At 48.2% G+C, this 26,270-nt stretch carries 15 protein-coding genes, 1 tRNA gene and 1 pseudogene; 7 read left to right on the top strand and 10 right to left on the bottom strand.

Translation table 11 applies throughout. The annotated features are described in order from the left end of the window. Window positions 1–6: 6 nt before the first annotated feature. From ACX9GU_RS09575 to ACX9GU_RS09565, 3 genes are all read right to left on the bottom strand, one after another. Window positions 7–921, bottom strand: a complete 915-nt coding sequence (locus ACX9GU_RS09575) for an ABC transporter permease subunit (protein ID WP_473194584.1) — start codon at window positions 919–921, stop codon at window positions 7–9. A gap of 105 nt (window positions 922–1,026) precedes the next feature. Further along, window positions 1,027–2,145, bottom strand: a complete 1,119-nt coding sequence (locus ACX9GU_RS09570; RefSeq protein WP_473194583.1) for a branched-chain amino acid ABC transporter substrate-binding protein — start codon at window positions 2,143–2,145, stop codon at window positions 1,027–1,029. A 610-nt stretch (window positions 2,146–2,755) separates the two neighbouring features. Continuing rightward, a complete protein-coding gene (locus tag ACX9GU_RS09565) occupies window positions 2,756–3,172 on the bottom strand; it encodes a hypothetical protein (protein ID WP_473194582.1) in 417 nt (138 codons plus the stop codon). 607 nt (window positions 3,173–3,779) lie between these two features. Here ACX9GU_RS09565 and ACX9GU_RS09560 point away from each other — a divergent pair. Further along, window positions 3,780–3,855 (top strand) — tRNA-Asn (locus ACX9GU_RS09560). 161 nt (window positions 3,856–4,016) lie between these two features. Further along, the gene (locus tag ACX9GU_RS09555; RefSeq protein WP_473194581.1) at window positions 4,017–5,279 is read left to right on the top strand and encodes a tyrosine-type recombinase/integrase; all 1,263 of its coding nucleotides are present in this window, start codon (window positions 4,017–4,019) and stop codon (window positions 5,277–5,279) included. 656 nt (window positions 5,280–5,935) lie between these two features. On the opposite strand, the gene ACX9GU_RS09550 is transcribed toward ACX9GU_RS09555, so the two are convergent. The 5 genes and pseudogenes from ACX9GU_RS09550 to ACX9GU_RS09530 form a co-directional block, all read right to left on the bottom strand. Then, window positions 5,936–6,844 (bottom strand): integrase domain-containing protein, encoded by a 909-nt coding sequence (locus ACX9GU_RS09550; RefSeq protein ID WP_473194580.1) that lies wholly within the window; start codon window positions 6,842–6,844, stop codon window positions 5,936–5,938. Window positions 6,845–7,690: 846 nt separating this feature from the next. Continuing rightward, entirely contained in the window at window positions 7,691–8,023 is a 333-nt protein-coding gene (locus tag ACX9GU_RS09545) for a type II toxin-antitoxin system PemK/MazF family toxin (RefSeq protein ID WP_318791284.1), read from the bottom strand. Next, window positions 8,024–8,281, bottom strand: a complete 258-nt coding sequence (locus ACX9GU_RS09540) for an AbrB/MazE/SpoVT family DNA-binding domain-containing protein (protein ID WP_473194579.1) — start codon at window positions 8,279–8,281, stop codon at window positions 8,024–8,026. It abuts the gene before it with no gap. Between the two features lie 348 nt (window positions 8,282–8,629). Then, entirely contained in the window at window positions 8,630–8,836 is a 207-nt protein-coding gene (locus ACX9GU_RS09535; protein ID WP_282489398.1) for a helix-turn-helix domain-containing protein, read from the bottom strand. Continuing rightward, window positions 8,833–9,294, bottom strand: a pseudogene (locus ACX9GU_RS09530) (hypothetical protein). The gene ACX9GU_RS09535 and the pseudogene ACX9GU_RS09530 overlap by 4 nt, the downstream one beginning before the upstream one ends. Window positions 9,295–9,661: 367 nt before the next feature. Here ACX9GU_RS09530 and ACX9GU_RS09525 point away from each other — a divergent pair. From ACX9GU_RS09525 to ACX9GU_RS09515, 3 genes are all read left to right on the top strand, one after another. Further along, window positions 9,662–11,617, top strand: a complete 1,956-nt coding sequence (locus tag ACX9GU_RS09525; RefSeq protein ID WP_473194578.1) for a hypothetical protein — start codon at window positions 9,662–9,664, stop codon at window positions 11,615–11,617. Between the two features lie 209 nt (window positions 11,618–11,826). Then, entirely contained in the window at window positions 11,827–16,683 is a 4,857-nt protein-coding gene (locus tag ACX9GU_RS09520; RefSeq protein WP_473194577.1) for an NACHT domain-containing protein, read from the top strand. Beyond that, window positions 16,680–18,107, top strand: coding sequence for a hypothetical protein (locus ACX9GU_RS09515; RefSeq protein WP_473194576.1), 1,428 nt, complete (start codon window positions 16,680–16,682; stop codon window positions 18,105–18,107). The genes ACX9GU_RS09520 and ACX9GU_RS09515 overlap by 4 nt, the downstream gene beginning before the upstream one ends. A gap of 13 nt (window positions 18,108–18,120) precedes the next feature. Here ACX9GU_RS09515 and ACX9GU_RS09510 read toward each other — a convergent pair whose 3' ends face one another. Together ACX9GU_RS09510 and ACX9GU_RS09505 are read right to left on the bottom strand one after the other, a co-directional pair. Beyond that, window positions 18,121–21,963, bottom strand: coding sequence for a P-loop NTPase family protein (locus ACX9GU_RS09510; protein ID WP_473194575.1), 3,843 nt, complete (start codon window positions 21,961–21,963; stop codon window positions 18,121–18,123). Window positions 21,964–22,216: 253 nt separating this feature from the next. Next, a complete protein-coding gene (locus ACX9GU_RS09505; RefSeq protein ID WP_261170657.1) occupies window positions 22,217–22,930 on the bottom strand; it encodes a GntR family transcriptional regulator in 714 nt (237 codons plus the stop codon). 295 nt (window positions 22,931–23,225) lie between these two features. On the opposite strand from ACX9GU_RS09505, the gene ACX9GU_RS09500 reads away from it, so the two are divergent. Beyond that, window positions 23,226–24,848, top strand: coding sequence for an alpha-glucoside-specific PTS transporter subunit IIBC (locus tag ACX9GU_RS09500; protein ID WP_473194574.1), 1,623 nt, complete (start codon window positions 23,226–23,228; stop codon window positions 24,846–24,848). Further along, window positions 24,845–26,167 (top strand): 6-phospho-alpha-glucosidase, encoded by a 1,323-nt coding sequence (locus ACX9GU_RS09495; RefSeq protein WP_368444646.1) that lies wholly within the window; start codon window positions 24,845–24,847, stop codon window positions 26,165–26,167. Before ACX9GU_RS09500 ends, ACX9GU_RS09495 begins: the two co-directional genes overlap by 4 nt. Window positions 26,168–26,270 lie beyond the last annotated feature (103 nt).

Genomic DNA, 26,270 nt, shown 5'->3' with positions numbered 1-26,270 from the left:
TTTCCCTCACACCTTAGCGACCATTGGCCGCCCCAGCAGGCCCTGAGGGCGGAAAATCAGGATCACCACCAGCAGACCGAATGAAAACACATCCTTGTAATCCGAGTTCACCATGCCGGCGAACTGTGCCTCTGCCACCCCAAGCAGCAAGCCTCCGAGCATCGCGCCGGGCAATGAGCCAATGCCCCCCAACACCGCTGCGGTGAAGGCTTTGACGCCGATAATAAAGCCCACGTAAAAATCGAAGGTGCCGTAGTTCATGGTGACCAGCACCCCGGCCAGCCCGGCCATCGCCGCGCCAATCACAAACACCAGCGAGATCACCCGATCGGTATTGATGCCGAGTATTGATGCCATCTTGCGATCTTGTTGGGTAGCCCGGCAGATACGTCCCAGGCGCGTGCGTTGGATCACGTAGGTAAGCACCACCATACCCAATAGTGCAGCTACCAGAATAAAGACCTTGGTGTAGGTAATCTGGATCACACCGCCATCAAAATTGAGCCGAAAAACACCGTCCAGCAGCGTGGGGATCCCCTGCTGGCGCGGCCCCTGACTAATTTGCGCGTAGTTCTGCAAGATCAGCGACATACCGATAGCGGAAATCAGCGGAGCCAGACGCGTGGAGTTACGCAGCGGTTTATAAGCGATACGTTCAATCACCCAACCATAAACGCCGGTGACCACGATGGTGAAAACCAGCGTGCCCAGGATCAACAGCGGGAAAGAGTGCAGACCAAAAAAGGAGAGCAGCGCCAGGCCAATCGCACACAGATAGGCAGAAATCATATACACCTCGCCGTGGGCGAAGTTGATCATGCCAATAATGCCGTACACCATGGTGTAGCCGATGGCGATCAGGCCATACACCGCGCCAAGGGTCAGGCCGTTAATCAGCTGTTGCAGGAAGAATACATCCATAATAAGCAATCTCACCTGATGGGCGGGCCGCAAGTTCAGCACCACGCGGCCCAAAGGAGGTTAAGGAACGGATCCGCCACACGCTCGGATCCGTTGATCTTTACATCAGAGCTGGTGATATTTGCCTTTGTCATCCCATTGGTAGACCACGTAGTCTGATACCTTCAGGTCACCTTTTTTATCCCAGGCTTTTTTCCCCATCACGGTATCCACATCGTGAGATTTCAACCACTCGCTGGCCTTCGTGCTATCTTTACCGCCGGTGGCATTGAACGCTGCAGCGATCGCCTGGATCGATGCGTAGGAGTACAGCGTGTACCCTTCTGGCTCAAACCCACTCTCGCGGAACTTGGCAATCACCGCCTTCCCTTCTGGGATTTGACGCGGATCGTTACCGAAGGTCATCAGCACGCCAGTGGTGTACTGTGGCCCACCGGCCGCCGTTACCAGCTCCTCGGTAACAATACAGTCGCCGGAGAAGAATTTGGCTTTCACCCCTTGCTCACGCATCTGGCGCACCAGCGGACCCGCCTCTGGGTGGCAACCGCCGAAGTACACCACGTCTGGATTAACCGAAGCGATTTTGGTCACCAGGGCGTTAAAGTCTTTCTCACCGCGCGACAGCCCTTCATACATCACTTCCTTCACGCCACGTTTGTTCATTTCTGCCTTGGCGGCATCTGCCAACCCCTGGCCATAGGTGTCCTTATCATGGATGACGGCGATCTTTTTCGCCTTCAGGGTATCCAGCATGTAATTGGTGGCAATGACCCCTTGCTGATCGTCGCGGCCGCACATGCGGAACATGTTATTCATGCCGCGTTCGGTGATTTGCGGGTTGGTGGAGCCAGGTGTGATAGCAATGATCCCAGCCTCGTCATAGACCTCCGAAGCGGGCATGGTGGAAGACGAGCAGAAGTGCCCAACCACCGCAGTGACGTGATCCTGATCGACCAACCGGTTAGCTACCGAGACTGCCTGCTTAGGTTCACAAGCATCATCGCCTTGCACCAGCTTGATTTTTTCCCCTTTAATCCCCCCGGCCGCATTGATGTCTGCGGCAGCCTGCGAGGCCCCACGCCAGTATTGATCCCCATAGGTGGCATTTGGGCCGGAGAATGGCCCGGCAACGCCAATCACGATATCGGCATGTGCAGAAAAAGCCGTACTAAAACAACCAATAAGCAGAGCAGCAAGCGGGGTTTTTAGCAATCTCAATGACATTTTGCATTCCTCAGCACTGTTTTAGCGAAAGACCGTAGACCCGGCAGATTGCAAATTGCGGCCAATAATGGCGGCAGTTGCAGGACGACGGGTGTATACCCTATGGATTTCAAGTTGGCCGCTCTAGCGCGTCCATGCGCTCGCGGCATTTGTACATCCCTGTACAGCACTGCTACACGACAAGCTTGCTCATCCCCAGGAGCTTACTTTTGTAAGTGACTGGGGTGTGCAAGCGCAGGTAACAACGCTGCAGCTTGAAAGACGACGGGTAAATGACGTGGAGCAGTCACTTTATGTGTAGTCGGGGAAAATAATTTGCGCGAGAGCGCAACCGATTTACCCGCGTTTATCCAAGCAAAAATCTAGCCATTGTGACGGCGCATACAAAAATAGAGCCGATTTGCTGGCGCTCTCAGCCGTAAAAATGAGGAGGCTCACTGGTTTTAGCGGGCAACGAGCGTTAGAAAAGAACGAGGAGAATTTGCTGGCGCACCTTGCTGGTGCAACTGGAGGGCATTTTGGATGAGCAGCAAACAAAAACGCTCCCTAAGAGAGCGTTTCTGGTACAACACCATGTATTCCCGGAACATCTGAATACGGGGTATGCGCGTTAGGCGCCAGTCACACGCTCGATCAAGGCATTGGTCAGGTCGGTGCTGATACGGTTACAGGTTTTGGCAATGCGGAACTGATAGGCAGCATCCATGATTTGACGGATTTCGGTGCTGACGTTGTCACGAATACGCATGTAAAGCTTGGCCTGCGCCACGATATCGTTCAATTCAACGCTGCGGGTTTGATACAACCGCGGGCTAACCTGTTGCAGAGCATTCAGCTCTTTCATGCAGGGATACATGATGTCATCGGTACCCACAGAAGCCATCGGCTGAGCTGGCTGCGTAACGGTAGCGCTCGGCGTGACTGGGGCTGGTGCAGGGACACCGGCGGCGGTTGCAGGTTTGTTTTTCGCAGTCTGACACCCTGCCAGCAACACACATAATGCGGCTATGGCGATTGTTTTTTTCATTACTAAAAAACTCCGGGAAACAAAGGAACGGCGTGGTTTACCGCTATAAAAATGGCTCGGCGTAGCATAGAGTAATAAAGCAAGCATTGACAAGATCTGCGAGGGCCCCATTACTGCTATCAGCATAGAATGCCCGCCAGAGTAACATAGAAAAATCTTAAAAAAAATCACTTATCGCCAGTTACACAGACTTACTATTTTGATTTACATCAACTTTTTTTAAAAAAACCAGCATTCGGCAACTGAAAAATAAAAAAACATTCTCGATCACAGTTTGGTAAAAAAATAAGCAGATATTTTGGATTTTCGCCAGTGGTCCCATTCAGATGGCGTCAAGACCCTTCCTGATTAATTTATATTCGATGAGTAGGATTTTAGTGGGATCGCTTTATGACGGTGCTACTGAGCATTCTGTCATGCTCGTTAAGCTGCATGTTGAACGCGCTGATCTTTTCCTCATGGTTCCGCATTTTACGCGTTGTTAACCAAAGCAAAGTGCCGAAAAACGAGCCAATATGCTCAATCTGGCAGCAAACGCACTTTTCCCTCACTTTAGTGCTTTGACAAACCCAATACGCCTCGCTATTATTCGCCTCGTTCACACAATTCCTCTGTAGTTCAGTCGGTAGAACGGCGGACTGTTAATCCGTATGTCACTGGTTCGAGTCCAGTCAGAGGAGCCAAATTTCGATTCTTACGCTTCTTTATGAGTCCTTATTCTGTTGTGATTCAGTGGGTTAGCGTAAAAATCCTTCCCGATGCGTATCCGGTTTTCCCTCCGCATCCGGTAAATTTGGTGGTCAGATCTGGGGTCAGTTTGGTTCGATTCTGGAGTGACCCCCAAATGTCTTTAAATGATTCAAAAATCCGCAGCTTAAAGCCCTCTACCAAACCCGTAAAACTCTCTGATTCACACGGTCTGTATCTGCTGGTCAATCCGGGCGGTTCGCGTATCTGGTATCTCAAGTATCGCTTCAACGGCAAAGAATCCCGCGTCAGTCTCGGTGCCTATCCGCTGGTGTCTCTCACCGAAGCCCGGCAACAGCGCGATGGTATCCGTAAGTTACTGGCGCAGAATATCAACCCGGCGCAACAACGGATTTCTGAAAAAGCCGCTTCATCACCGGAAAAGTGTTTTAAAGCCGTGGCGCTGAACTGGCACAAATCTAACAAAAAGTGGTCGGCAGATTATGCCGCGCGTATTCTTGCCAGTATGGAAAATCATATCTTTCCGGCGATTGGTCATCTGCCCGTCACGATGCTGAAAACGCAGCATTTCACCGCTTTACTGCGGATTATCGAGGAGAAAGACTTCCTCGAAGTCGCGTCCCGTACCCGGCAGCAACTCTGCAACATCATGCGTTACGCCGTTCAGCAGGGACTCACCGAAAACAATCCGGCGCTGCATCTTGAAGGTGTGACTGCGCCGCCTGTCAAAAATCATTATCCCGCTCTTCCGCTGGAGCGCCTGCCTGAACTGCTCGAACGTGTTGGCGACTATCAGCAGGGGCGGCAGTTAACAAGGCTGGCGGTGGCGCTGACTCTTCACCTGTTTATCCGCTCCAGCGAACTGCGCTTTGCCCGCTGGAGCGAGATTGATTTCAGAAACAAAATCTGGACTATTCCCGCCACCCGCGAAACGATTGAGAAAGTCCGGTTTTCTGGCCGTGGCGCAAAAATGCGTACTCCGCATATTGTGCCGCTTTCCCGTCAGGCCGTTGCCATTCTGAAACAGATACAGGACATCTCCGGCCATCTGGAACTGGTGTTCCCCGGCGACCATAATCCGTATAAGCCAATGAGTGAAAACACCATCAACCGGGCGCTGCGCCTGATGGGTTATGACACCAAAACGGATGTCTGCGGCCACGGATTCCGGACGATGGCCTGTAGCGCACTGGTGGAATCAGAACTCTGGTCGCGGGATGCCGTGGAGCGGCAAATGAGCCATCAGGAGCGCAACAGCGTTCGGGCGGCGTATATTCACCGGGCTGAACACCTCGACGCCCGTAAGGCCATGATGCAGTGGTGGTCGGATTATCTGGATTCAAGCCGCGAGGGATACGTTGCACCGTATATTTATGCGCGGCAGCATAAGGCGGCCTAAGTCAACGGCGTTATAATTTGTTGATAATGAAAAGCAGATCCTGATTGAATTCGGATCTGCTTTTTTTGCACTGAATACCTGCACCAGTCATAAGATCACAGGGGATTGCACCAGCACCCCACTCATCGTGACATTACAGAACTGCGCCAGATATCTCCGTATACATATCGTTCTGCACCAGTTATATCCTTTTAAGCCCTTTGGCCCTTTCAGGTCTGGCGCTGTTACCCTTAGCCACCCCTTATCCTTTCCAGCCTTTTTCCCTTGGCTGGCGCAGTCGTCGTCAACTTACTGATATTGCAACAGAAGTATCTTAATAGGGCATACCGTTCAGAAGCATAGTTATTGATAGAAAATCGTACAAAAAATTTCTACGTAGAAATTTTTCCGGTGGATAACGATGAATAAAGAGCATTTTATAATGTGATGGCTATCAAAAATAATCCCAGAAGACCTAATTCACTGATTGATAATAAATAATTATGAATTTAATAGTCGGTGATTATTAATCTCGTCAGCGTTGATAGGAAAGCATACAAAAAATTTTGGATCCAAAATTTTTTGTACGAAAACCGATGAATAACCCGAAATCAATAGGAAACAGCCTGATGACATTTGACCTCAAATATCATCAGGTGAAAAACGATGAATAACCATCATATTGCAAGCTCGAGGCTATCAATCGGCCTCATCCCTTCGCCGTAAACCTGCGCCACATACCGCCCGCGCCCGTCGCCGTGCCCCAGATCCATCGCCGTCATTGCCAGCGCTTCCTTCTCACAGAATCCTTGCGCCAGATAATGACGGATCGCATCCTGTGCCCACGCATAGCGCAACGAGTGCGGGGAATATGCGCCAGTTAACCCGAGACCCGACGCCTGACTGTGCCAGTACTTCATCGCACTTTTCAGATCCGGCTTATCTATCAGCCTGCCGTGGCGATCTTCTGACACAGCCAGCGCATTATCCAGCACTTTTTTGACAGCGCCAATATCAAGAATAATCGTCTCGCGAGGCCGCCCGCCTTTGGTGCCGAAAACCACGGTTAACCGGGGATCGCCACGTTCCAGCGCCTGTTGCCATGTTTTAAGCGACTGTACGCTCTGCACCGCCTCCTGAGAACGCAACCCCATCAACCTTGAGAGTTCCAGTGCTGCCGCCATCCCTGGATCTTTTACGCGGGCCGTCTCCAGCACGTCACGATAGAGCTCCGGCGTGACAGCCCGTTTCGTACCGCTACGGGATGCGCCGGACAACCCCAGTGAACGGTTGTTTATCCGGTCACCGTCTGCCAGTTTTGCGCGTCCGGCCTGTTTCAGGATGCAGCGTACCGCCGCCATCTCATTTTGCAGGGAACGCTTCGTGATACCCTGCGCCAGCCGTTCACGGACATAGCCTTCAATATGCCGGGCCTTAAGCTGCTCCACCCGGCGGATCTGCACATTCTGCGCCAGTACCAGACGCTCACAAAAACGCTGCACCAGCCTGATGCGGTCATCCACAGTTTTGTAGCTGCCTCCCGCCTGCTGCGCCAGCCGCTTCATTTCCTGCTCCAGTATTCCCATATATTCCCCTTTTCATGATTACCGCAAACTCATCCCAAAAACCAACACTGATACAGCTTTCCCCGGCGCACAGGCCGATAGCCCCTGTTTTTTTGTCGGGGCTGCGAACGATACCTGAGCGCCGGGGCGGCAGCCGTTGAGGTGTGGTGGGGCTTCGGTTGTGCTCTCTAAGCATCCGCCCGCTTGCGCGGGTTATCCCCCGGATCGTCCAGATCCGCCTCGGTATCGGTTCATGTTCTCCTTATGGGTTAAATGGCCTGAAAAGGCGGTGTCAGAATCCAGCCATGAGCTGGCGCAGTTGAGTTGTCTGGTGCAAGTCGAAAGGGCTGCGTGCGTCACTTACCCACTCTGCGCGGTTAAAGTGACGCACTGAACTGGTGCAGTGCTCAAACGTTGCGTTTCTGGTGCAGTTTTACGGTCACGCGGCAGCAAAGCCTTCGGCAATGCAGGCCGCAGCCCGTCAGGTAAAAGACGCTGATGATGTTAGCCGATACAGTTTAGCCGGGATAATTCCGGCACAGTGCAGATGGACCAGCATTCTGGCACAGTAAAAAGACGTATCGTATTCAAACTCAGGCCTCCGTCGCGATAATCTGCGACCCGGTGTTTGCAGAGGCTTGCACCGGTAAACGGCTCAACCGTCCTGATAGCTCAGGCGCTTCTTTCAGGTTGTGAAGCGTGGCGCTGTCTACGACAGCATGGAGCAAGAGGGAGACTATGCCAGTACCGCTGGCGCAGAAAGGAAAAACTGTTTTTACCTGCAAAAGGATTTTTAATCACTTGTCGTTATAAAAAAACGAGGGTGCTGTATACGACAGCACCCTCATTCAACTTACATAAAAAGCATCAGCTCAGAATGGCTTCCAGTCGGGCCAATACTTCATTCACGACAGTGTCAGGTATACGTTCCAGTCGCTTGCCGTTCCGGGCGCCCATATCAATGGTTCTGGGCTGGTCACAGCGAATAACGCCCGTTGTTTTTGTTCCCGCCCCGTCCAGTGAAACGGTAAAGCCGGCTGTGCGGGCAAAGTTTCCGCCGCTGGTCACAGGTACAACAACAGGCAGTCTGGTCAGCTTGTTGAACGATGCAGGAGAAACAATGAGTACCGGACGTTTTCCGCTTTGTTCATGACCTGCTATCGGATCAAGTGAAACGAGCCAGATTTCTCCTCTGTCCATTTACGGGATCTCCTTGCCTGCCGCAGGCGCATCGATCCATTCCCGATCCTCCACGCTTATTTCAGCGTGCGGATCGCATTGTGCCAGCAGTTCGTCAAGCGAATAACGAGGGCGTTTTTGCGGTTCAATAATCAGGCAGCCATTATCAATGGTCATGCCGACTTCGCTGTCCGTAGACAGCGCCAGCGTTTTCAGCACGGCGGGAGGGACTGCCAGCATGACAGAGCCGCCGACTTTTTTCAGGCGAGTGGTATACATAGATAACCTCCGAATATTATATTTTAATATAACATCAACGGCGGGCGGTGCGCAATTTTTAGTCAGATTCATTGTGATCTCCTAAGCGTAACGAAGCGTGAAGAAAGCCTTAACCCATCCGGAGACGGATCCGGCAGCTTTCAAAGGCGGCATTGCCGGTAAAAAGGCGACCGTCCTGATACATCAGGCGCTTCTCTCAGGTCGTGAAGCATTTCGTGCAGGCAGGAGCTTACTTCACGGCAAAGTATGAAGATTAGAGATAACTATTTTTGCGGTTCAAAGGATTATTTCTAATCAGATAAACAAAATGCGGCGCAGCTTCCGGATCAGACCTGCGCCGGGGATATGTCAGCGATAACGCGAAGGCCAGATTTGTTCAGGTGTAACGTCCAGCGCTTCGGCAATCAATCTCTCGCCTTTGGGCCAGTGACGGTTAAGGGTGTTTGCCAGCGTGGAGGATGCCAGCCCCGCTTTGCGGGAAAGCGCCGCCATTGAGGTTCCGCGCTTTTTCAACGCTGCAATAATGTCGGCAGAATGCCAGTCCGGTTGCATCATGCGGCCACCTCATCGATAAACTTCACGCCATCTGAGGTACGTATCCAGCGCGGGGCGGTGATTTCAGCAAAGAAATAGAGGGTCAGGTCGCACAGCAGGCAGCTAAGGTAATTCCGCGTTTCCGGCAACAGTCCCTGTGTCGTCAGTATCTGCGTCAGAGCAAGGCAGTAGTGGCAGAGTTCGGTGCAGTCAGGTTCAAAGCGGGGAAAGCTGGCGGGGAGCGTATCAACGGTCAGGCTGTCTCTCATAGACTCCGGGATCTGGTCGAGTAGCGTGGACTACAACAGCGTCAGGCAGGTACTGAGCCTGCCGCAGAGTGCCATTTTTAGCGCAGGGTCGTTGCTTTCAGTCAAGGTTTCGGCGAAATGTTTGCAGTGTTCGGCCAGTACGGTGAAATCCGTGGCGGCGCTGAACGGGATGGTGAGTAACGGGGAAGTATGGGTGGGGATCGTAGCCACGAGGCAGCCTCCTGTAACGGGTTTAAAACCCACCACCAGAGGTTCCAATCTCATGGTGGTGGACTGAACGGGGTTGGAACTACCGGCGTTACAGGCAACCGGCGCACCTTACGGTGCCCCCGCCCAGCCCACCATTGAGGTATAGCTGAGCGCACGACATAAAAAAAAGACGCGGGCGCGTCGTATGTCGCCTGTAACATTTCTCAGGGTTCCAATCCCGGCACCTGATTTTGCAGGTGCGGGTAAAAGATACCGCTTTCAGTCAAAAACGGCAAGAGAGAGTAGTGGAATAGAGATCGCAGATTGTTATAAATATAAGCATTAGTCGCTAAATTTTTATCTTTAAAAAACGGATGGAGAGGGACCGGTGGAAAACATAGAACAACAGATTGTAAAACTGGGGCCGCCAGTAGGGAAAGCAGATGCTTATTTACCACTGGAGCTTATGGAGCCGAAAACGTTTGAGCTATTTTGTTGTGAACTCATCAAAAAACGGCTGAAAATCGAAGACGGCGAGATAGTTGATGCCATGACGATTGGCATCTCCGGCCAATCACAATTTGGGGCGGATATTTTTACGCATCGCCAGCACGGCAATCAGGACGTTTATTCGTTATACGAAGTGAAACGTTGTAAAAAATTCACAAAGAACCACTATATCCCCACTGTCAAGCGCTTTAATGAACATAGGGAAAAATGGCAGGTGAATATCAATGAGTTTTATATTTTCCTCAGTGAGAAAGCGCCAGCAAAATTAATCGCGGAATACAAAAAACAAGAGGCTCTTTTTAAGGAGCTAAATATAGTACATCGTCTGCTTGATTCGGAACTAATCCACGACTGGCTGAAAAATCTGTATTGTCCAGATCTGTTGTATCGCTTTTGTCACGAGAGCTGGGTGTCTCTGTTTTATGGCGAGCGAGCACTGTTAAATATCAAAAACTATGGCTTGTGGGACTATAACGAATCGTCTGCCTGGCGAAATTACACGCATCCATATGAACACATTACTGGTGATACCTATACACTTCAGAACGATCATGTACTGATTAAGGCGTTTTTACCTAACCTGAAAAGTGACACTCTTTCCTGTTTTATTGATTTTCGCAATGGCCGCTATAGCCATGTATTGCTGACAATGAGTCAGAATAATCTGCTAAATTCCGCCTTCGAAGGGATCGGTAGCCCACCGGAGGCAGGAGTCAGACCGTGGGTTTTGAAAGAGCATCAAGGGGAGAATTATTATTGTGATATCGGTAACTGCCGCCTTGCACTTACCCTCAATGAAACCCGCTCGCTCTGTGATGCTTTTGACAAATTCTGGTGCGGTTACAAAAAGCGCATGGAAGAAATTGACCGACTTTGCCGTACTGCTGATTTTATGAACAGCACTCCACTCGGCGATAATATTCATCTCATCACCATTCCTTTCTGGCTATGGGGCCGCATCAACATTTTCTGTCAACATCATGACTATCTGAATACAGAAGGCGAATGGTCGATATTTAATCCTATGCGTGAGCGCATCATGGTCTTAACCCGGAATAAAGATGAGAACATGAATGAAGGACATCACGTCACGCTATTGGCCAGTCGCGACCCTAATTGTAATCGTCTTACTAATCATCGCGTAGCGCTCATCTGGCAACCTCCCAGTCGCTACGATCTCGATAGTATAGAAGAGGATGCTATCGGGCCACGTAATTACTGGGATGCGCTGACGACATATCGCTGGCTGATGGAGAAATTAATCCCTGCAGCGGATAGCTGGTATTGCGCTAATTTCTTTCAAGAACGCAGAGGTTGGCAACGACTACCGTTTCTTGCACAGCGACATGTTCCCTACACACCCCATGATATTTATTCGTACTACCAGCCCGAAAGCAATGTCTCTGTTGAACAGGTAGACAGCAAACAAAGCTTTCTGGTGTTAGTGACTGAACTACAAGACTTTTTTAATATCTACACTCGCCGGGTATACTTTCAGGCAACCGAGTTTGAACAGCTCTGCGATGCCTTTCTTTTTTTGTTGAATAAGACTACTGTCAACTACTGGGGCTATATTCGAAGTAGCGTCGGTGCTTCGCAGGAAAACCGTGAGTCCGTGGTAACAACATTGCAACAGTATCGGATGGAAAGTAAGGAGCACGATAAGAACCTGTCACTGTATGATTATCTGTTTCGCGGCATGATGGCGCTATTTCGCGATGGCGACTGCCATATCAATGAAATGGAAGCGCAGAAGGTTGCGATGCTGTTGCGCCCATTTGTGGATAAGGTGTCGGAGGGGCGTTTTTTGAGACGCTGTCAGAGGCGGTTATAGACTAGCCTGTCAAGACGCTTCCTACACGGCTACTCTACCATAGTTACATGTTGCGCGATTATGCATCCAGCAACGGTGGGTTAAGGTAGCAAACAATGCTCCCTGTTGTTCAGAGGTTTGTTTATCTCTTTGTTTTATTAACAAACTTTCCGTAAAATAAGGACTGAGAACAGTGCATCTGCACTGCATTCATTATATGAAGGTGAAACTTGTCTGATAAAAATCTGAACGGCCCCGCAAACGGTGGAGGGGCAGCAACCAGTAGCGGTATTTTATTTGAGCAGCAATTGGGGGCTCACTTTGCCGCTCAGATCCTGTCTGGTAGCAGACTGGATCCACGATTAGGGCTGGGCGAGGCTTCCCCTGTCTGGTTGCGCTTTGAAACCGAAGCGCCCGTTGACGACATACTGGTAGCCACATCCGTAGGCGGTTTTATCGCCATTCAGGCAAAAACAACGCTTTCGCTTTCAGATGATGAAACAAATCCTTTTTACCGGACTGTAGAACAATTTGTGCGGCACTGGCTAACATGCCGGGATGGAAATGGTTCTCTGGAATGGAACCGACCTCTTGATTCAGATAAAGACCGTCTGGTTTTAGCCGTAAGTACCAAAGCACCAGCTTCAATTCGGGAAGAGCTTCCTGCTGCTTTATCTCTTTTGTCTCAGCACGGCAGCGGAGCAATGAATCAAAGGCAGGTAAAAGCGTCCAGCATTTTTAAACGCTGCATTTCCGCTGCCTGGAACAATATAACTTCTGAGCCCCTACCGCCTCACCTTATTTCTGAATTTTGCCGCCTGATTGTTGTGTTGGTTATTGATGTTGAAAATATGGCTTCATCGGCCTATTTACAACTTGCTCATAGCCTTGCTAGAGGTTCTGACACAGCGACAGCCCTGAGTATTTTTACCGAAATTTGCGGAAAAATGATGTCCCGTCGCGGTGGCGGCGATCTGTCAATATTTCGTAACGAGCTTGCAGGAAAAGGAATTGAGCTCGCAGCACCACCTAGATACAAGGATGATATTGCCCGTCTTCGGCAACATTCTCAGGAAATTGCTGATTCCCTCAATCGATATGAGGCCATTGAAAGTCAGATAGGTCAACCTGTTACCCTTCGCAGGGATTGCCAGAGCGAAGTTGAACAAGCCGTACAGTCAGGTTCTCTATTAATTATTGGTGAACCCGGAGCAGGTAAAAGCGGAGTGCTGAATGCGCTGGCCCGTAGCCTGCGCGAACGGGGAGATGATGTACTGGAACTGGCTGTTGACCGCTATTCCGTTGAGTCGCTTGAAGACCTGCGCCGTGAACTCAGGCTTGAGCATAGTTTTACGGACGTGCTTGAGGCATGGGATGGTCCATCTCAGGGCTGGCTGATTATAGATGCGCTGGATGCCACCAGAGGGGGCAAGGGAGAGGCCGTTTTTCGCCCCCTCATTGAACAAGTGTTAGCTTGGGATGGCCGTTGGCGAGTGGTTGCTTCAATACGTAGCTTTGATCTGCGCATGGGGGTAAAACTTCGTGATTTGTTTAAAGGTACCCCTCCTGTTGCTAAACGTGCTGATACTCTGTTCTCTTCAGTTCGCCACATTGTTATTCCACGTTGGTCAGATGATGAGTTCCATCAGCTACTGGAAAAATCACCATCTCTGGCTGCGGCCCTTGAGGGTGTCTCCGACAAACTGCGAGATCTAGCGAAAGTCCCGTTTAATACCAGACTACTGGCAGAACTGGTTTCCCAAGAGACGGGTGTCAGGTTGACGGATATTTCCTCTCAGTCAGAACTATTAAAACTGTACTGGCAACGCCGCGTTGAGGCACATGGACTTAAGGCCACACGAAATATAAAAATATTAGTGGATGCCATGATTGATGCACGTTCACTCAGTGTTTCATCCCTGCTTGCAGACACGGATGCCGACATGATCGATACACTCTGCCGCGAAGGAGTATTGATTCGGGAACAAAATGACCGTCGGATACAGTTTCGCCATCACCTTTTATTTGACTACGCTGCGGCTCAGACATCATTCGATCCAGATTCGCTAATTGCGGGGGCATTACGTTTCCACAAACAACAGGCTCAGGGGCTAATGCTATCCCCGGCGCTCGGCTTTGTACTTCAGGAAATCTGGAGTTATGACGATAACCATTACCGTTTCTGGCAGGCAGTGTGTTATCTAGTCAATGACAAAGATGCCGATCCTATCATTCGTAGTTCGGCGGCCCGGATTGCGGCAGAGTATCCAACTGCTCAACATGACCTGCTCTGGCTTGCTGAACGCGTGGCTGCCGGTGATGAGAAGATGATAACCACGCTCAGTCATATCTGCGGAGCGCTGGCAATACGTTTTGAAGATGAAAAAGAGGTTGTAGCTCTTCCGTGGGTACATCTGGTAGCAGCGCTGACGCCCCAGGTACATAAGGTCGCAGAAACATTACGCTTTCTGTTGTACCCGCTTATCAAGCGAATTACCGATAAACCCTTATGCGATATGCTGGGGACAGCCAGCCGCGCAGTGCTTTCCTATGCTCTTGCGCTGAGTGAGCCAGATCATTTTGTCAGAAGCTCTATTCTTCTCGTTACCGATACTGTCACCACCGATGTGCAGGCATCCTGCCATTTACTGGAGCAGCTTATTTCTTCCGAACGTCTCCAACGTTTTGGTTCAGAAGAGATCCCCGTGCTCTGTTACAACATTAAGAAAATCGGAGATTGTGCTCCTGAGTTTGTAGTTAACGTATTCGAGTTTGTCTATAGCCACGATGTCACAGAAGAACGGGAAACAACGCTGGGAAACAGCCGAATCCTGCCTCTGAGGTCAAATGCCCGACAAGATTATGAATCGGCTCGTTATTCACTTGGAGAATATTTCTCCCGTTTTCTCGAGCAATATCCTAATCTAGCTGTTGATGCCGCAGTGAGCGCAATAAACGGATATGTTGCCCGACGTCATCCCTTAGATACGCCTGTGATGCATGTGTCCGTTCCGGGGCATGATATTTACCTTAAGTCTGATCGCAGCCACATCTGGGCGCACGAACCTGATGGTAGACATGCTCATGACGGGGAAGTACTGGTTAAAAAATTATTTGAGCGCCTGCAAAGCGCGCCCGAACCCGACGCGCTCGCTCTGGCAAGACTTATCTGTGAAAAAGCTTCGTTGGCGATATTCTGGGCCAGACTCTTTCTGGCTGCAAATAGACGCAATGATGGCCTGGTTGATTTTCTCTGGCCTGTTGCTGCACAAGAAGCGTTTATTCAAAATGAAGATACCTGTAAAGACGCTATCGATCTGGTGGCTATGGGAATTACGCGTCGTTCAGAGCATGAGCGGCAAGAACTGGAAAATTCCGCCTTTCAGTATGACTTCTCAGAATATTTTTACCCAGAGAAAGCAAAAAACAGTTTGTTGTACCGGCTGTTTAGTACCATCGGCCCAGAGAATCTTCAGACTGTCCAAGCCAAAAATTTCCTGAATAACACCTTAAGGGATGGTGAAACATTTGGTAATAAGAGGCTTTTCAACATTTCCCCCGTTACAGTCAGCACCGATATACCTTACGATTTTATCGATGGTCTTGATCGAAACGAACCAGACAACGTCACGCTTATTAATGCGGTCAATACGGCTAAAACTGTGTTGGGGTTAACAACGAATAATACGCTTTCATCCGAATTATCACTGGAGGATGTTTTTAGCATTCTCGAACCGGTTCATGAACAGCTCAATCTGGAACACGCCCATACCTATGTGCGTACAACCGCTGAGGATGTCATTGTCCGGGCCTGCGCAGCTGCTGTTGAACAGAAATTGCTACCTCCGCTAGACGACGATCGGGCTGATAAACTGACATCTCATTTTTTAGATTTAGTTCATCTCGCTTCTTGTGCAACGGCTCCGATCCTATATGAAGATACAGAAAAAAGCTTTGAGGATAGTGTTGGCTGGGGCTCTCCTGCACCGAGGATTGATGCTGCACAGATTATTCTCGATGTTGTTCCATTACGCCCCGATCTGTATGAGCGACTGAAACCAGATATTGAAAAAATGTTGGTTGATTTTCATCCAGCCGTTCGACTACAGGCATCAGTACGCCTGCTACGGCTATGGGATGTTGATCGGGATAGCGTATGGCGCTACCTGAGTGAACGGCTGGAGCAGGAAACCAATACCGGCGTAATAGAGCATACAGTTGGGGATGGAATAAGAAATTTGTTGCATACCGAGCCAACCCGTTCTTTCTGCCTTATTCAGAAGCTATTGGGGCGTTTTAATGACCATCCTGAACGCCAGAAACGTATTCGCACTATGGTCAGCGGCGATTTGGCAATTCTCTGGGGAGTCCATGAAGTCAGAGAAGCGAACCATATTCTCCAGGGCTGGATTAACGATCCCACCGTTTATTATGATGAGCTTAATCAAGTTCTGTTTACATTAAGAGAAGGATTTGTTTTTGGCCTTGCCGGACAAAGTAAACTGAAAGATACAGAAGTAAGACATCGGGCGCTGGATATGGCCTATAGCATTATTGATGCTGCTGGTAAAAAACTGGAACAATACTCCACCAATACAGACTTGACAGAGGCCGAAAGGGAAAACGTAAAACACTGCTTTGCGATTATAGACAGGGCATGTCTACAGCTTCGTTTCGTTTGTGAAGGGAAGCATAATTCTGACAAGACATCATTAAAATATGGAGAACTTAAGCAATTTTTGATCGAAACTGAATTGCACATGCGCCGTATTGGTGATTGCAGTTCGCCACATACTGTTTATTATCTTCTGGAGTTGCTTGAAACGCTTGTTCCTGTCGACCCTGCCAAGTGTTTCGATCTGATGGCTCATGCGTTAAGTCATGCAGAAAAATTCGGTTTCCAGAAAGAAACGCTTGGAATGGAACAATTAGTAAAAATGATGGGCGTGTTTCTTGCCGATTATAAAACTATCTTTGAAGATGAGAACAGACGAGCTCGTTTGATAGAGAGTCTGGATATTTTTCTCGCAGCCGGTTGGCCCGCAGCCAGACGCCTGCTTTACCTGCTGCCGGAATTGATTCAGTGAACGAACATCAATTGCGTAATCAGTTTCGCGGCGATCTATCCACATTAATTGAGGATATGACACAGTCTCTTGACAATGAGGATCTTGATCCCTATTCGATAGAGCGCAAGAATACGCTGCTTGAACATCATACGCGCATCCTGTTCTTTGACCGTCTATTGACAATTCTGGGTTGGCGTCTGGGTGCAAAAGGTAATGTGGCGGAAGAAGCCAGAATAAAGGCCGAAACGACGCGCTTTATGGATTACGTTGGCTTGAAGGAAGAAACAAAAGCGCCTTTAATGATTTTTGAAGCAAAAGCCTGGGATAAACCTTTTATTTCCGCCCGTAATCCCGAAACCAGAGCCACGGAAGACGATCTTATTGCCGCTGCGATCCGTCATATTCTGGATGATAAGCCTGAAGATGAATCACCTGTTACAAAACAATGGCATGACTATCTGAAACAGATCATGGGTTACGTGTGTACCATGAAAAAGGAATACGAGCATAACACCCCTTGCGCTGTTCTCTCCAGTGGACAATGGACGGTGGTATTTACAAACCCTGTTCTAATGTTTGTTGATGGCAGGTTAAGTACAAGCTATATTAAAATTTTCAAGCTGGAAACATACAAAAGCGATGTCGAGGCTTTATTTAATCTTTTGCATTGTTCAGTGCTGGCACAAGAAATTCCGTTTCCTTTGCGCCCTGCGCAAATAAAAGAATATGTTGATATTGATTCATTTAACTCCGCATTTTATGGCCTACACGTTCATTACGAAGAAACAGGCAGCCGACTTTTTAGAGTAAAACCACAAGTATTGATTTATCCGGTGCTCATTCTGCAACGCCATGATGGCGTTTTAGCTGTTGTAGCAAACAAAGGGGAGCATTACACTCTTGAATACAACCAAAATAGCTCTGCAAATGCAGGCGATCTCACTACGCATTTAGATTCTATTACAGCTTGTTTTCAGGAACTTCATACTACCTGCGAAGAAGAGTTAGGGCGCAGACTAACGGTTTCCCCTATTGAAGATTTTCCGGGCTTTCCATCAGCATCTTCGACTACAAATAATTTCCCTTTGATGGTCAAAAACATAAAAAACTATCATACTGAATGGCTGGTAGTTACAGGGACAGAAAATCATTATCTTCGTAATACCCCATTGATAGATTCATGCCGTTTTCATTCATGGGCAGAATGCCATTCTGAGGATTGTGCCATTGGGATTTCCGCTATTAGTATTCGCTCTACCGATCCTAAAGTTATCTTTACCGACAAGGAAATACATCATTGCGCTCATCAAGTTGTGTACGATCGTAGAAACAGAAAATGTCATATTTTACAAATTGATGAAAGAGTTTGCTGTCAGACATGCCATTACCTCAACTTATGCTGGTCACCGACAGAACAAGAAAAGTTGCCCTGCGGTAAATAATATGCGCGCTTTATTATTCAAAGCTAAGATTCTGGCTGTTGTTTCTCTCGTTTTCACTACGCCTTTCTGAAGCTATCCATGTCATTACTTTCTTTTTAGCTTCTTCAACTGCTGAGTTAGTGACTTCATCACCTGCAATGACAAAATCGTCAAGTAATGGTAAGTATGACTCCAAAATATTTGCTAATGACCCAGACCATGAACTGGGGAAAAAACGCCCAATAAAGCACGACATTATTTGGGGTTTATTTGAAGAAAATTCTAGGATCTTGATGGCTGTTTCAGATATATATCTATCGCCATCCTTGTGTGATTCAATTAACTTACATCCATCAGCAACAAATTCCAGACGGGATTCAGATTCTTTATCTTTATTGCACCATTTAATAAGAATTTCAGCCGGGACTGACTCCAGAGCACCGCCTTGTTCTCTTTCTATCAAAGATGCTGAAGTGAGTTCGCTTGCAATGCCATACAGCCCATCTTCATCAGGCTTACATATTATATCTAATGACAATGCTGGGTAATGTTTAAAGAACATTCTTATTGCGCTTTTTAGTAATTCGTCAAAGCGATACCAGCAACCTGAGATAGTGGTCATCATTCTATTCAATATATCAGAAATGAAAGTGTCAGAATTTTTACTGATCAAGAAAAACTGGAGTATTTCACAAATGTAATACGCAACTTGGTTATCATCTCGATAAATACCTCCCCAGTTCATGCAAGATAGAAAATTACCTATAGCAATCACTAGTTCACGATTATATTTTTGATCATGGTTCTTTGCATTATAAACTACCATAGATAAAATATTTAAAACTGAAATAATGCCAGCATTGTCTTGCTTTAAATATAACTTACTAACTATTACCTCAATTTGTGCTATAGTGAAATAATCAGTAGCCCTCCCATTTGCAAGATATGAGAATTGGTACGATGGACACTCACCTAATTCTAATACGTAGAGTAAACGTTTAAATGCGTTCGCATTAAGAAATGTTATCCCTTGAATTTCAACAAATCTTTTGTTCCATACTGAATCATAGACAGCTCTGTCTAGAAATTCTTCAACTTCAAAAATAGCCCGAATTTTCCAGTTATTAATAATCCCTTTTAATAAACTTAGGTTAACTTGCCCATCATTATCATTGGCCAAATAAACTCTTATTTCCTGTAATATCCAGTCAACATCGCAACCAGACTTTCCAATTCCTAGCCCCAGCTCATATAAATCACTTTTATTATATTCGCATAATTCGGGCAGTAGCTGTTTTAAGATAGCCTTATCCTCAGCTAACCTTAAACCTAAAAGCTCTGTGTTCTTGGTACATAAAATTCGTTTTTCTTCATAGGAAAGGTTGTTCATTCCCTCTTCAAGGTGTTCGACCATCCCCCCTCTGGCGGTAATTCTGGTTCTAACTTCAGATATAAGACCATCAGGCCTGAGAATCATCTCGAATTTTTTCAGATTTTCAAGCGATTCATCAGACCATGTATTCTTCCCGTTTTTTAATAACACTTTTGAACGCAACCAAGCTTCCGGCCAACCATCAATTATTCGAAATTTTTCGGCCAGATGGATTAGCATAGTTTCAATTTTGGATACACCCCATACAACACGTAAAGATTGGCTGCTCTCCTCTCTAACTCTTTTTCCGTCAACGGAATTTTGCTCGCCAATTGAGAGCGCCCGTTCAAACCAAGTACAAAACCATAATTCAAAATCTTTTTCAGATCTAGGTGACCAACCGTAATCTCGTCTTCTGGCGCCAAAACTGAAACTGTAATGAGCATTAAAGCCCTGCGTTTTTAGACCGGTGATCAACAAATCGATACCCAGCTCATACTCAGCTTTATTGGTACTACTCAGAAAAATATCAACAACACCTAGACGTTCAATCGGTCCAACTTCTGTTCCTGATAAATGACAGAAAAAAAGTGATGACATTATTTCCCTTATTTCTTTCTGTTTTTTATTATTTGGTTCCGTGAAGTAAAGCTTTTTTAATATAGAAATAGCATCATTAAAATAGGAGGCTTCATACGCAATAGATCTGGCTATACGCGCAAAGTTTACTCTGAGACCGTCTGTATTAATTTCTGAAGTTGTTCCATCACAAAATCGGGATATGGCGTCAAGGGTTGCAGTTGGATTCACTGGAGCAATGTTTGTAACCATCTGTTCTTCAAACGTCCCAAGTTTTGAGAAATCACCAAGATAGCCAGAAACCGACATTATTTTTTGCGATATTTTCACTGCGTCCTTACAATTATGCAGGAATGAGAGACGTCGGGTAAATGATCGAGCAATCCGTTTACTGCCTTGTTCTATGAATACCATGATCAGATGTTCAGCAGAAACTGTTTCCAAAACCCGCATAGCCAGCCTATTCGCCACTGCATGAGGTAAAAGCGCTCTCCATTCCGCTCGCGATTGTAATAAGCCTCTACGTTTCAGTTCAGCCATCTGTCGTGAAAAAGTTAGTGTACTGACTTCAGCCAGTGCTGCCAACTTAGTCAGTTCACCGTTATCCGACAAATCCTCTCCATCAAACGAATACAGAATACTGGCGGCTTCAGCACATCTCAGTAAACTATCATCATGGATATTGTTTTGCCGAAATAGCCTTTCAAATAGTTCTTTTTCCCGTAGTTGAGATAAATCGTTTCCCGTTTCAATAGTAGACGCCAAAGCAAAAGCAACCCGAGCATTACCATCAGAAAAATCGGCAATCCGTTCGATATCATTGGTTGATATATGAGAATATTTTTTCTTTAGAAGACTTATAATAACTTCCGGAGTTGTACCTTCCAGTCTATAGCATGATGTTTTTTCTGGTATATCGTCCTGAATATCATATTCAATTGTAATAAGTTTAATATTGACCGTTTTGTTCTTGAGATAACCAGTAAGCTTGTTATGTGTCGCAATACCGCAGTTATCCACTATAACAATGGCACCAGAATCGATACCCACTAATTGTTCAAGCATAATTTGCGGCGCAGGGTTTGGCTCATCCCCTAAATCGGTATAAACGACATGATCTCTGTGGGGACAAACCGTATCTGGGCATACTCTCATATCAAAAAGTGCCTGAACAAGCCTTGTTTTACCCACGCCCGATAATCCAACAATTCGAATCGAGGCAGTTCCATATCTGCCCAATTGATTACGCAATGTCGGAATAGCATTAGAAACACTACTCCCTTCATCCTTGCCAGGAATGAAGACTCGGGCTCTGTCATCAAGTAGGTACTCAGCTTCAACGGTTTCTTCGTCATACGCCCAAGCGCCATAAGGACGCCATCCACGTAATGGTTGATTGATGCAATATCGCAACCATGTCATAACTGACGGATGTTCTTCAACCCAATCAGCAACCCGGCGGCTATCATAAAAATCAAAGGAAATAGATGAGACCAACCCATGCTGTGTCAAACATTCTTGAATTGCTCTCCTGCGTGATCGCAGGCCTTCATCCGAAATATCGTCTTTAGTTGAAACGATGATATAAGCACCAGAAACTTTACTAATCTCATGAAAAATAGCGCGAATATTTCCATGAGGGGCCATTTCTTGCGTAATTTTTGCTGGGGGAAACTTTTCGGCTTTAACCTGAAAGACAGCCTGATTTGCTTTGATAAAATTCAGAGAAGTTAACACGGCAGCGCAATCAACCCTGACATCAACCCCGCCATCTTTAGCTCGTTGATCCCCACCCCAAGTAACAGAGGAATCAGGAAGTGCTTGCTTTCGGAGTTCAGCACGGCACAACCTTGCTATCAATTCACGGGCTATTTTGTCATCAAGCGATTTTATGATTGTTTGATCTATCTGAAATACGCCAGGCATAGCTCGCTCACTTACTCCATATTTAAGTATGATAGCTATAGTACTCGACTTGATTATAAGAAGGAAAAGTTAGATAAAAATTGGTGGTCATCTTGGTGGTCTTGACAAACTCAATTTTTTGTTTTAGCTTGTCAATCAGCCAGTTAATGGCAAAGGCGATCCCAGTCAGAGGAGCCATATTTAGAGAAGCCCGCTTAGGAAACTAAGCGGGCTTTTTGCTTTTCAACGGTGTCTCCGCAGTTCGCCCTATTCCCTACACTCTCACATGCTCCCGCCGTAAATGGTAATCCACCTGGTACTCGCTGGCATTTCTGAACATGACCGAGTAATTCACGAAATCGCCGCTGTCGCTGTATGACAGCGAGGTGATGCGCAAAATAGGTGTCTGCTCATCGACATTCAGCAGCTTCGCCATCTTTTTATCGGCCAGTACAGGCGTGAGGCTCTCATAATTGCCGCGCACGATAATGTGGCATTCATCTTCGATATAGCTGAATTTTGATCCCTCCAGGTGGGCAACGGACAAATTGCGATAGAGCTTCGCCGGCATATAGCTGTCTTCTACCATCAGTGGCTTGCCGTCGACCGAACGAACCCGGCGCGAGTAGTAGATCCGCTCATCAATCTTGATGCGCAGCTGGCTGGCAATAGCGGGTGGCGCGGGCATAATAGTAAACTCCAGCACGTCGCTTACCACCTCCTTACCCTGATTGCGCATCACCTCGATAAATCCGGTCAGGTTGGTGGTTTCATGATGTACGTCTTTCTTCGCGACATAGGTGCCGCTACCGTGGCGGCGTTCCACCAATCCCCACCCCACCAGCAGATCTATCGCCTTGCGAATGGTCATGCGGGAGACGCCAAACTCTTCCGCCAGGCGAACCTCCGCAGGCAATGGGCTGCCAATATGATAATCGGCGGAATTGAGCCGAATGCGTAGCCTGTCGGCTATGGATTTGTAGATCACTGATAGACCTCTCTGGAGTTTCGCGCTGCGCTTAAATAATCCACACTCTATAAATTAATAGGCTGTTTTTATTGAAGTTGCAAACAACCTCATCATGTAAAAATTCCAAGTGAAATCGTCGTGTACAGTTTTATGACGAAAAGTAGACAACTTGGAGCAAACAAAAACCATGAATGCGATCACGAATCGGTGCGACGGACAAAGATAACCCCTCACGTACTCCCTACTCTGCTTCTCAGACCCGCGTTAAAGAATAAGGTCACTTCCCCTACAGGTTGTTACATGAGGATTTAAAATGCTCAGTCAAATACAACGTTTTGGTGGCGCAATGTTTACCCCGGTCCTGCTATTCCCGTTTGCCGGGATTGTGGTCGGTATCGCCATTATGCTGCGTAACCCGATGTTTGTCGGCGAAGCGCTCACTGCACCCGATCACTTATTTGCGCAAATCGTCCACATTATTGAAGAAGGCGGCTGGACGGTATTTCGTAATATGCCACTGATTTTCGCCGTGGGTTTACCTATTGGCCTGGCAAAACAGGCTCAGGGCCGTGCCTGCCTGGCCGTGCTAGTCAGTTTCATGACCTGGAACTACTTCATTAACGCAATGGGAATGACCTGGGGTCAGTACTTTGGCGTTGATTTTAACGTCGACCCGGTGGCGGGAACCGGGCTCACCATGATTGCCGGCATCAAAACGCTCGATACCAGTATTATCGGTGCGATTGTGATTTCCGGATTGGTCACCGCTATCCATAACCGCTATTTCGATAAACAGCTTCCCGTTTTCCTCGGTATTTTCCAAGGCAGTTCATTCGTCGTCATTGTTGCTTTCTTTGTCATGATCCCTTGCGCGTGGCTAACCCTGTTCGGCTGGCCAAAAGTACAGCTGGGGATTGAATCACTGCAGGAATTCCTGCGCAACGCTGGCTCGCTCGGCGTGTGGGTTTACACCTTCCTTGAGCGCATCCTGATCCCGACGGGATTACATCACTTCATCTATGGCCCATTTGTCTTTGGCCCGGCAGTAGTGGAAGGAGGCATTCAGGTTTATTGGGCGCAGCATCTGCAGGAGTTCAGTCAGAGTACGCTGCCGCTGAAAACGCTGTTCCCAGAAGGTGGCTTTGCGCTGCACGGTAACTCGAAGGTGTTTGGCTGTCTGGGGATTGCGCTGGCTCTCTACGCCACCACGGCACCTGAAAATCGAGTGAAGGTGGCAGGCCTGCTGATCCCCGCCACGTTAACGGCGATGCTGGTCGGCATTACCGAACCACTGGAATTTACCTTCCTGTTTATCTCGCCGGTACTGTTTGTCGTCCACGCATTTTTGGCCGCTACCATGGCGACGGTCATGTATATGTGCGGCGTGGTGGGCAACATGGGCGGCGGTCTGCTTGACCAGTTCCTGCCGCAAAACTGGATCCCGATGTTCCATAACCACGCATCAATGATGTTTATTCAGATTGGCATTGGACTTGCCTTTACCGGTATCTACTTCCTGGTGTTCCGCACCCTGATTCTACGTTTCAATCTGAAAACGCCGGGCCGCGAAGAGGCTGAAATCAAGCTCTACAGCAAGGCGGACTATCAAGCATCCCGCCAGCAAACTACGGCAGCGGCAGCGAAAGAAACCAAACAAGGCCAGGCTGCCGGTTTTCTCGAAGCACTTGGCGGAGCAAGCAACATCCTGAGCGTTAACAACTGTGCGACCCGCCTGCGTATTGCCCTGGTGGATATGTCGCTGACGCAAAGCGACGACATTTTTAAAGCGCTGGGTGCCCACGGTGTGGTGCGACGCGGCAACGGTATACAGGTAATTGTGGGGCTGAACGTCCCGCAGGTCCGCGACCAGATCGAAAACCTGATGAAAGACGCTTCTTCGAGCGAACTTAAATCCATGACGGAGGCAGTATCATGAATAAATTCTCTGTAGTTGTAGCTGGCGGTGGCAGCACCTTCACTCCTGGTATCGTACTGATGTTACTGGCAAACCAGCACCGTTTCCCGCTGCGCGCCTTGAAATTCTATGATAACGATGGTGCACGCCAGGAAACCATTGCCGAAGCGTGCAAAATCATCCTGAAAGAGCAGGCGCCAGACATCGAATTCAGCTACACCACGGACCCCAAAGAGGCATTTACCGATGTAGATTTCGTGATGGCACACATCCGCGTGGGCAAATACCCGATGCGTGAAAAAGACGAAAAAATCCCTCTGCGCCACGGCGTGCTTGGCCAGGAAACCTGCGGGCCAGGTGGAATTGCTTACGGCATGCGCTCCATCGGTGGCGTGCTGGAAATTGCCGACTACATGGAACAATACTCGCCAAACGCCTGGATGCTGAACTATTCCAACCCGGCGGCGATTGTGGCAGAAGCAACCCGTCGTCTGCGCCCAACGGCGAAAATCCTCAACATCTGCGATATGCCCATCGGCATTGAAAGCCGCATGGCGCAAATTGCTGGCCTGAAAGACCGCAAAGAGATGCGCGTGCGTTACTACGGGCTGAACCACTTCGGCTGGTGGACATCTATTGAGGATCTACAGGGCAACGACTTGATGCCTAAAATCCGCGAGTACGTGGCTAAATTTGGCTACGTTCCGCCATCAGATGAACATGGTACGGAGGCTAGCTGGAATGACACCTTCGCCAAAGCGAAAGATGTCTGGGCGTTGGATCCAGAAACCTTCCCCAATACCTACCTGAAATACTATCTGTTCCCGGACTACGTAGTAGAGCATTCCAACCCGGAGCGTACCCGCGCTAACGAGGTCATGGATCACCGCGAGAAGCACGTCTTCGGCTCCTGCAATGCCATTATCCAGGCGGGGAAATCCTCGGCAGGCGAGTTGGAAATCGACGAGCATGCCTCCTACATCGTCGATCTGGCAACAGCCATCGCCTTCAACACCCAGGAGCGCATGCTGTTGATTGTGCCAAACAACGGCGCTATTAATAACTTCGATCCGCAAGCCATGGTCGAGATCCCCTGTCTGGTTGGCAAAAGTGGCCCGCAACCGCTGGTGGTTGGCAATATCCCGCAATTCCAGAAAGGGCTGATGAGCCAGCAGGTGGCGGTAGAAAAACTGGTGGTCGATGCCTGGGAACAGCGTTCTTATCAGAAACTGTGGCAAGCCATTACGCTGTCCAAAACCGTGCCGAGCGCATCGGTTGCCAAAGCAATACTTGATGACTTGATTGAGGCGAACAAGGACTACTGGCCTGAATTGAAGTAAGTAAGGATAGCGTTACCACTTTCCCCTCCCTTAATCCCTGTACAGGCCAAGGAGGGGAAGATTGGAACCGGAGTTAAATGGGGGCAGCATTCAGCGCCCCTAC

The organism is Serratia sp. K1WW1 (genome assembly GCF_055790865.1).
Note: the sequence above shows the minus strand (reverse complement) of the source record. Positions and strands in the feature narration are given on the sequence as shown.

Bases quoted from the DNA above. Each gene is read 5' to 3' on its own strand.
- ACX9GU_RS09565 (WP_473194582.1), bottom strand. From the start codon at position 3,172: ATGAAAAAAACAATCGCCATAGCCGCATTATGTGTGTTGCTGGCAGGG.
- ACX9GU_RS09495 (WP_368444646.1), top strand. From the start codon at position 24,845: ATGAATAAATTCTCTGTAGTTGTAGCTGGCGGTGGCAGCACCTTCACT.
- ACX9GU_RS09500 (WP_473194574.1), top strand. From the start codon at position 23,226: ATGCTCAGTCAAATACAACGTTTTGGTGGCGCAATGTTTACCCCGGTC.
- ACX9GU_RS09555 (WP_473194581.1), top strand. From the start codon at position 4,017: ATGTCTTTAAATGATTCAAAAATCCGCAGCTTAAAGCCCTCTACCAAA.
- ACX9GU_RS09575 (WP_473194584.1), bottom strand. From the start codon at position 921: ATGGATGTATTCTTCCTGCAACAGCTGATTAACGGCCTGACCCTTGGC.
- ACX9GU_RS09535 (WP_282489398.1), bottom strand. From the start codon at position 8,836: ATGATGCAACCGGACTGGCATTCTGCCGACATTATTGCAGCGTTGAAA.
- ACX9GU_RS09510 (WP_473194575.1), bottom strand. From the start codon at position 21,963: ATGCCTGGCGTATTTCAGATAGATCAAACAATCATAAAATCGCTTGAT.
- ACX9GU_RS09570 (WP_473194583.1), bottom strand. From the start codon at position 2,145: ATGTCATTGAGATTGCTAAAAACCCCGCTTGCTGCTCTGCTTATTGGT.
- ACX9GU_RS09550 (WP_473194580.1), bottom strand. From the start codon at position 6,844: ATGGGAATACTGGAGCAGGAAATGAAGCGGCTGGCGCAGCAGGCGGGA.
- ACX9GU_RS09540 (WP_473194579.1), bottom strand. From the start codon at position 8,281: ATGTATACCACTCGCCTGAAAAAAGTCGGCGGCTCTGTCATGCTGGCA.
- ACX9GU_RS09545 (WP_318791284.1), bottom strand. From the start codon at position 8,023: ATGGACAGAGGAGAAATCTGGCTCGTTTCACTTGATCCGATAGCAGGT.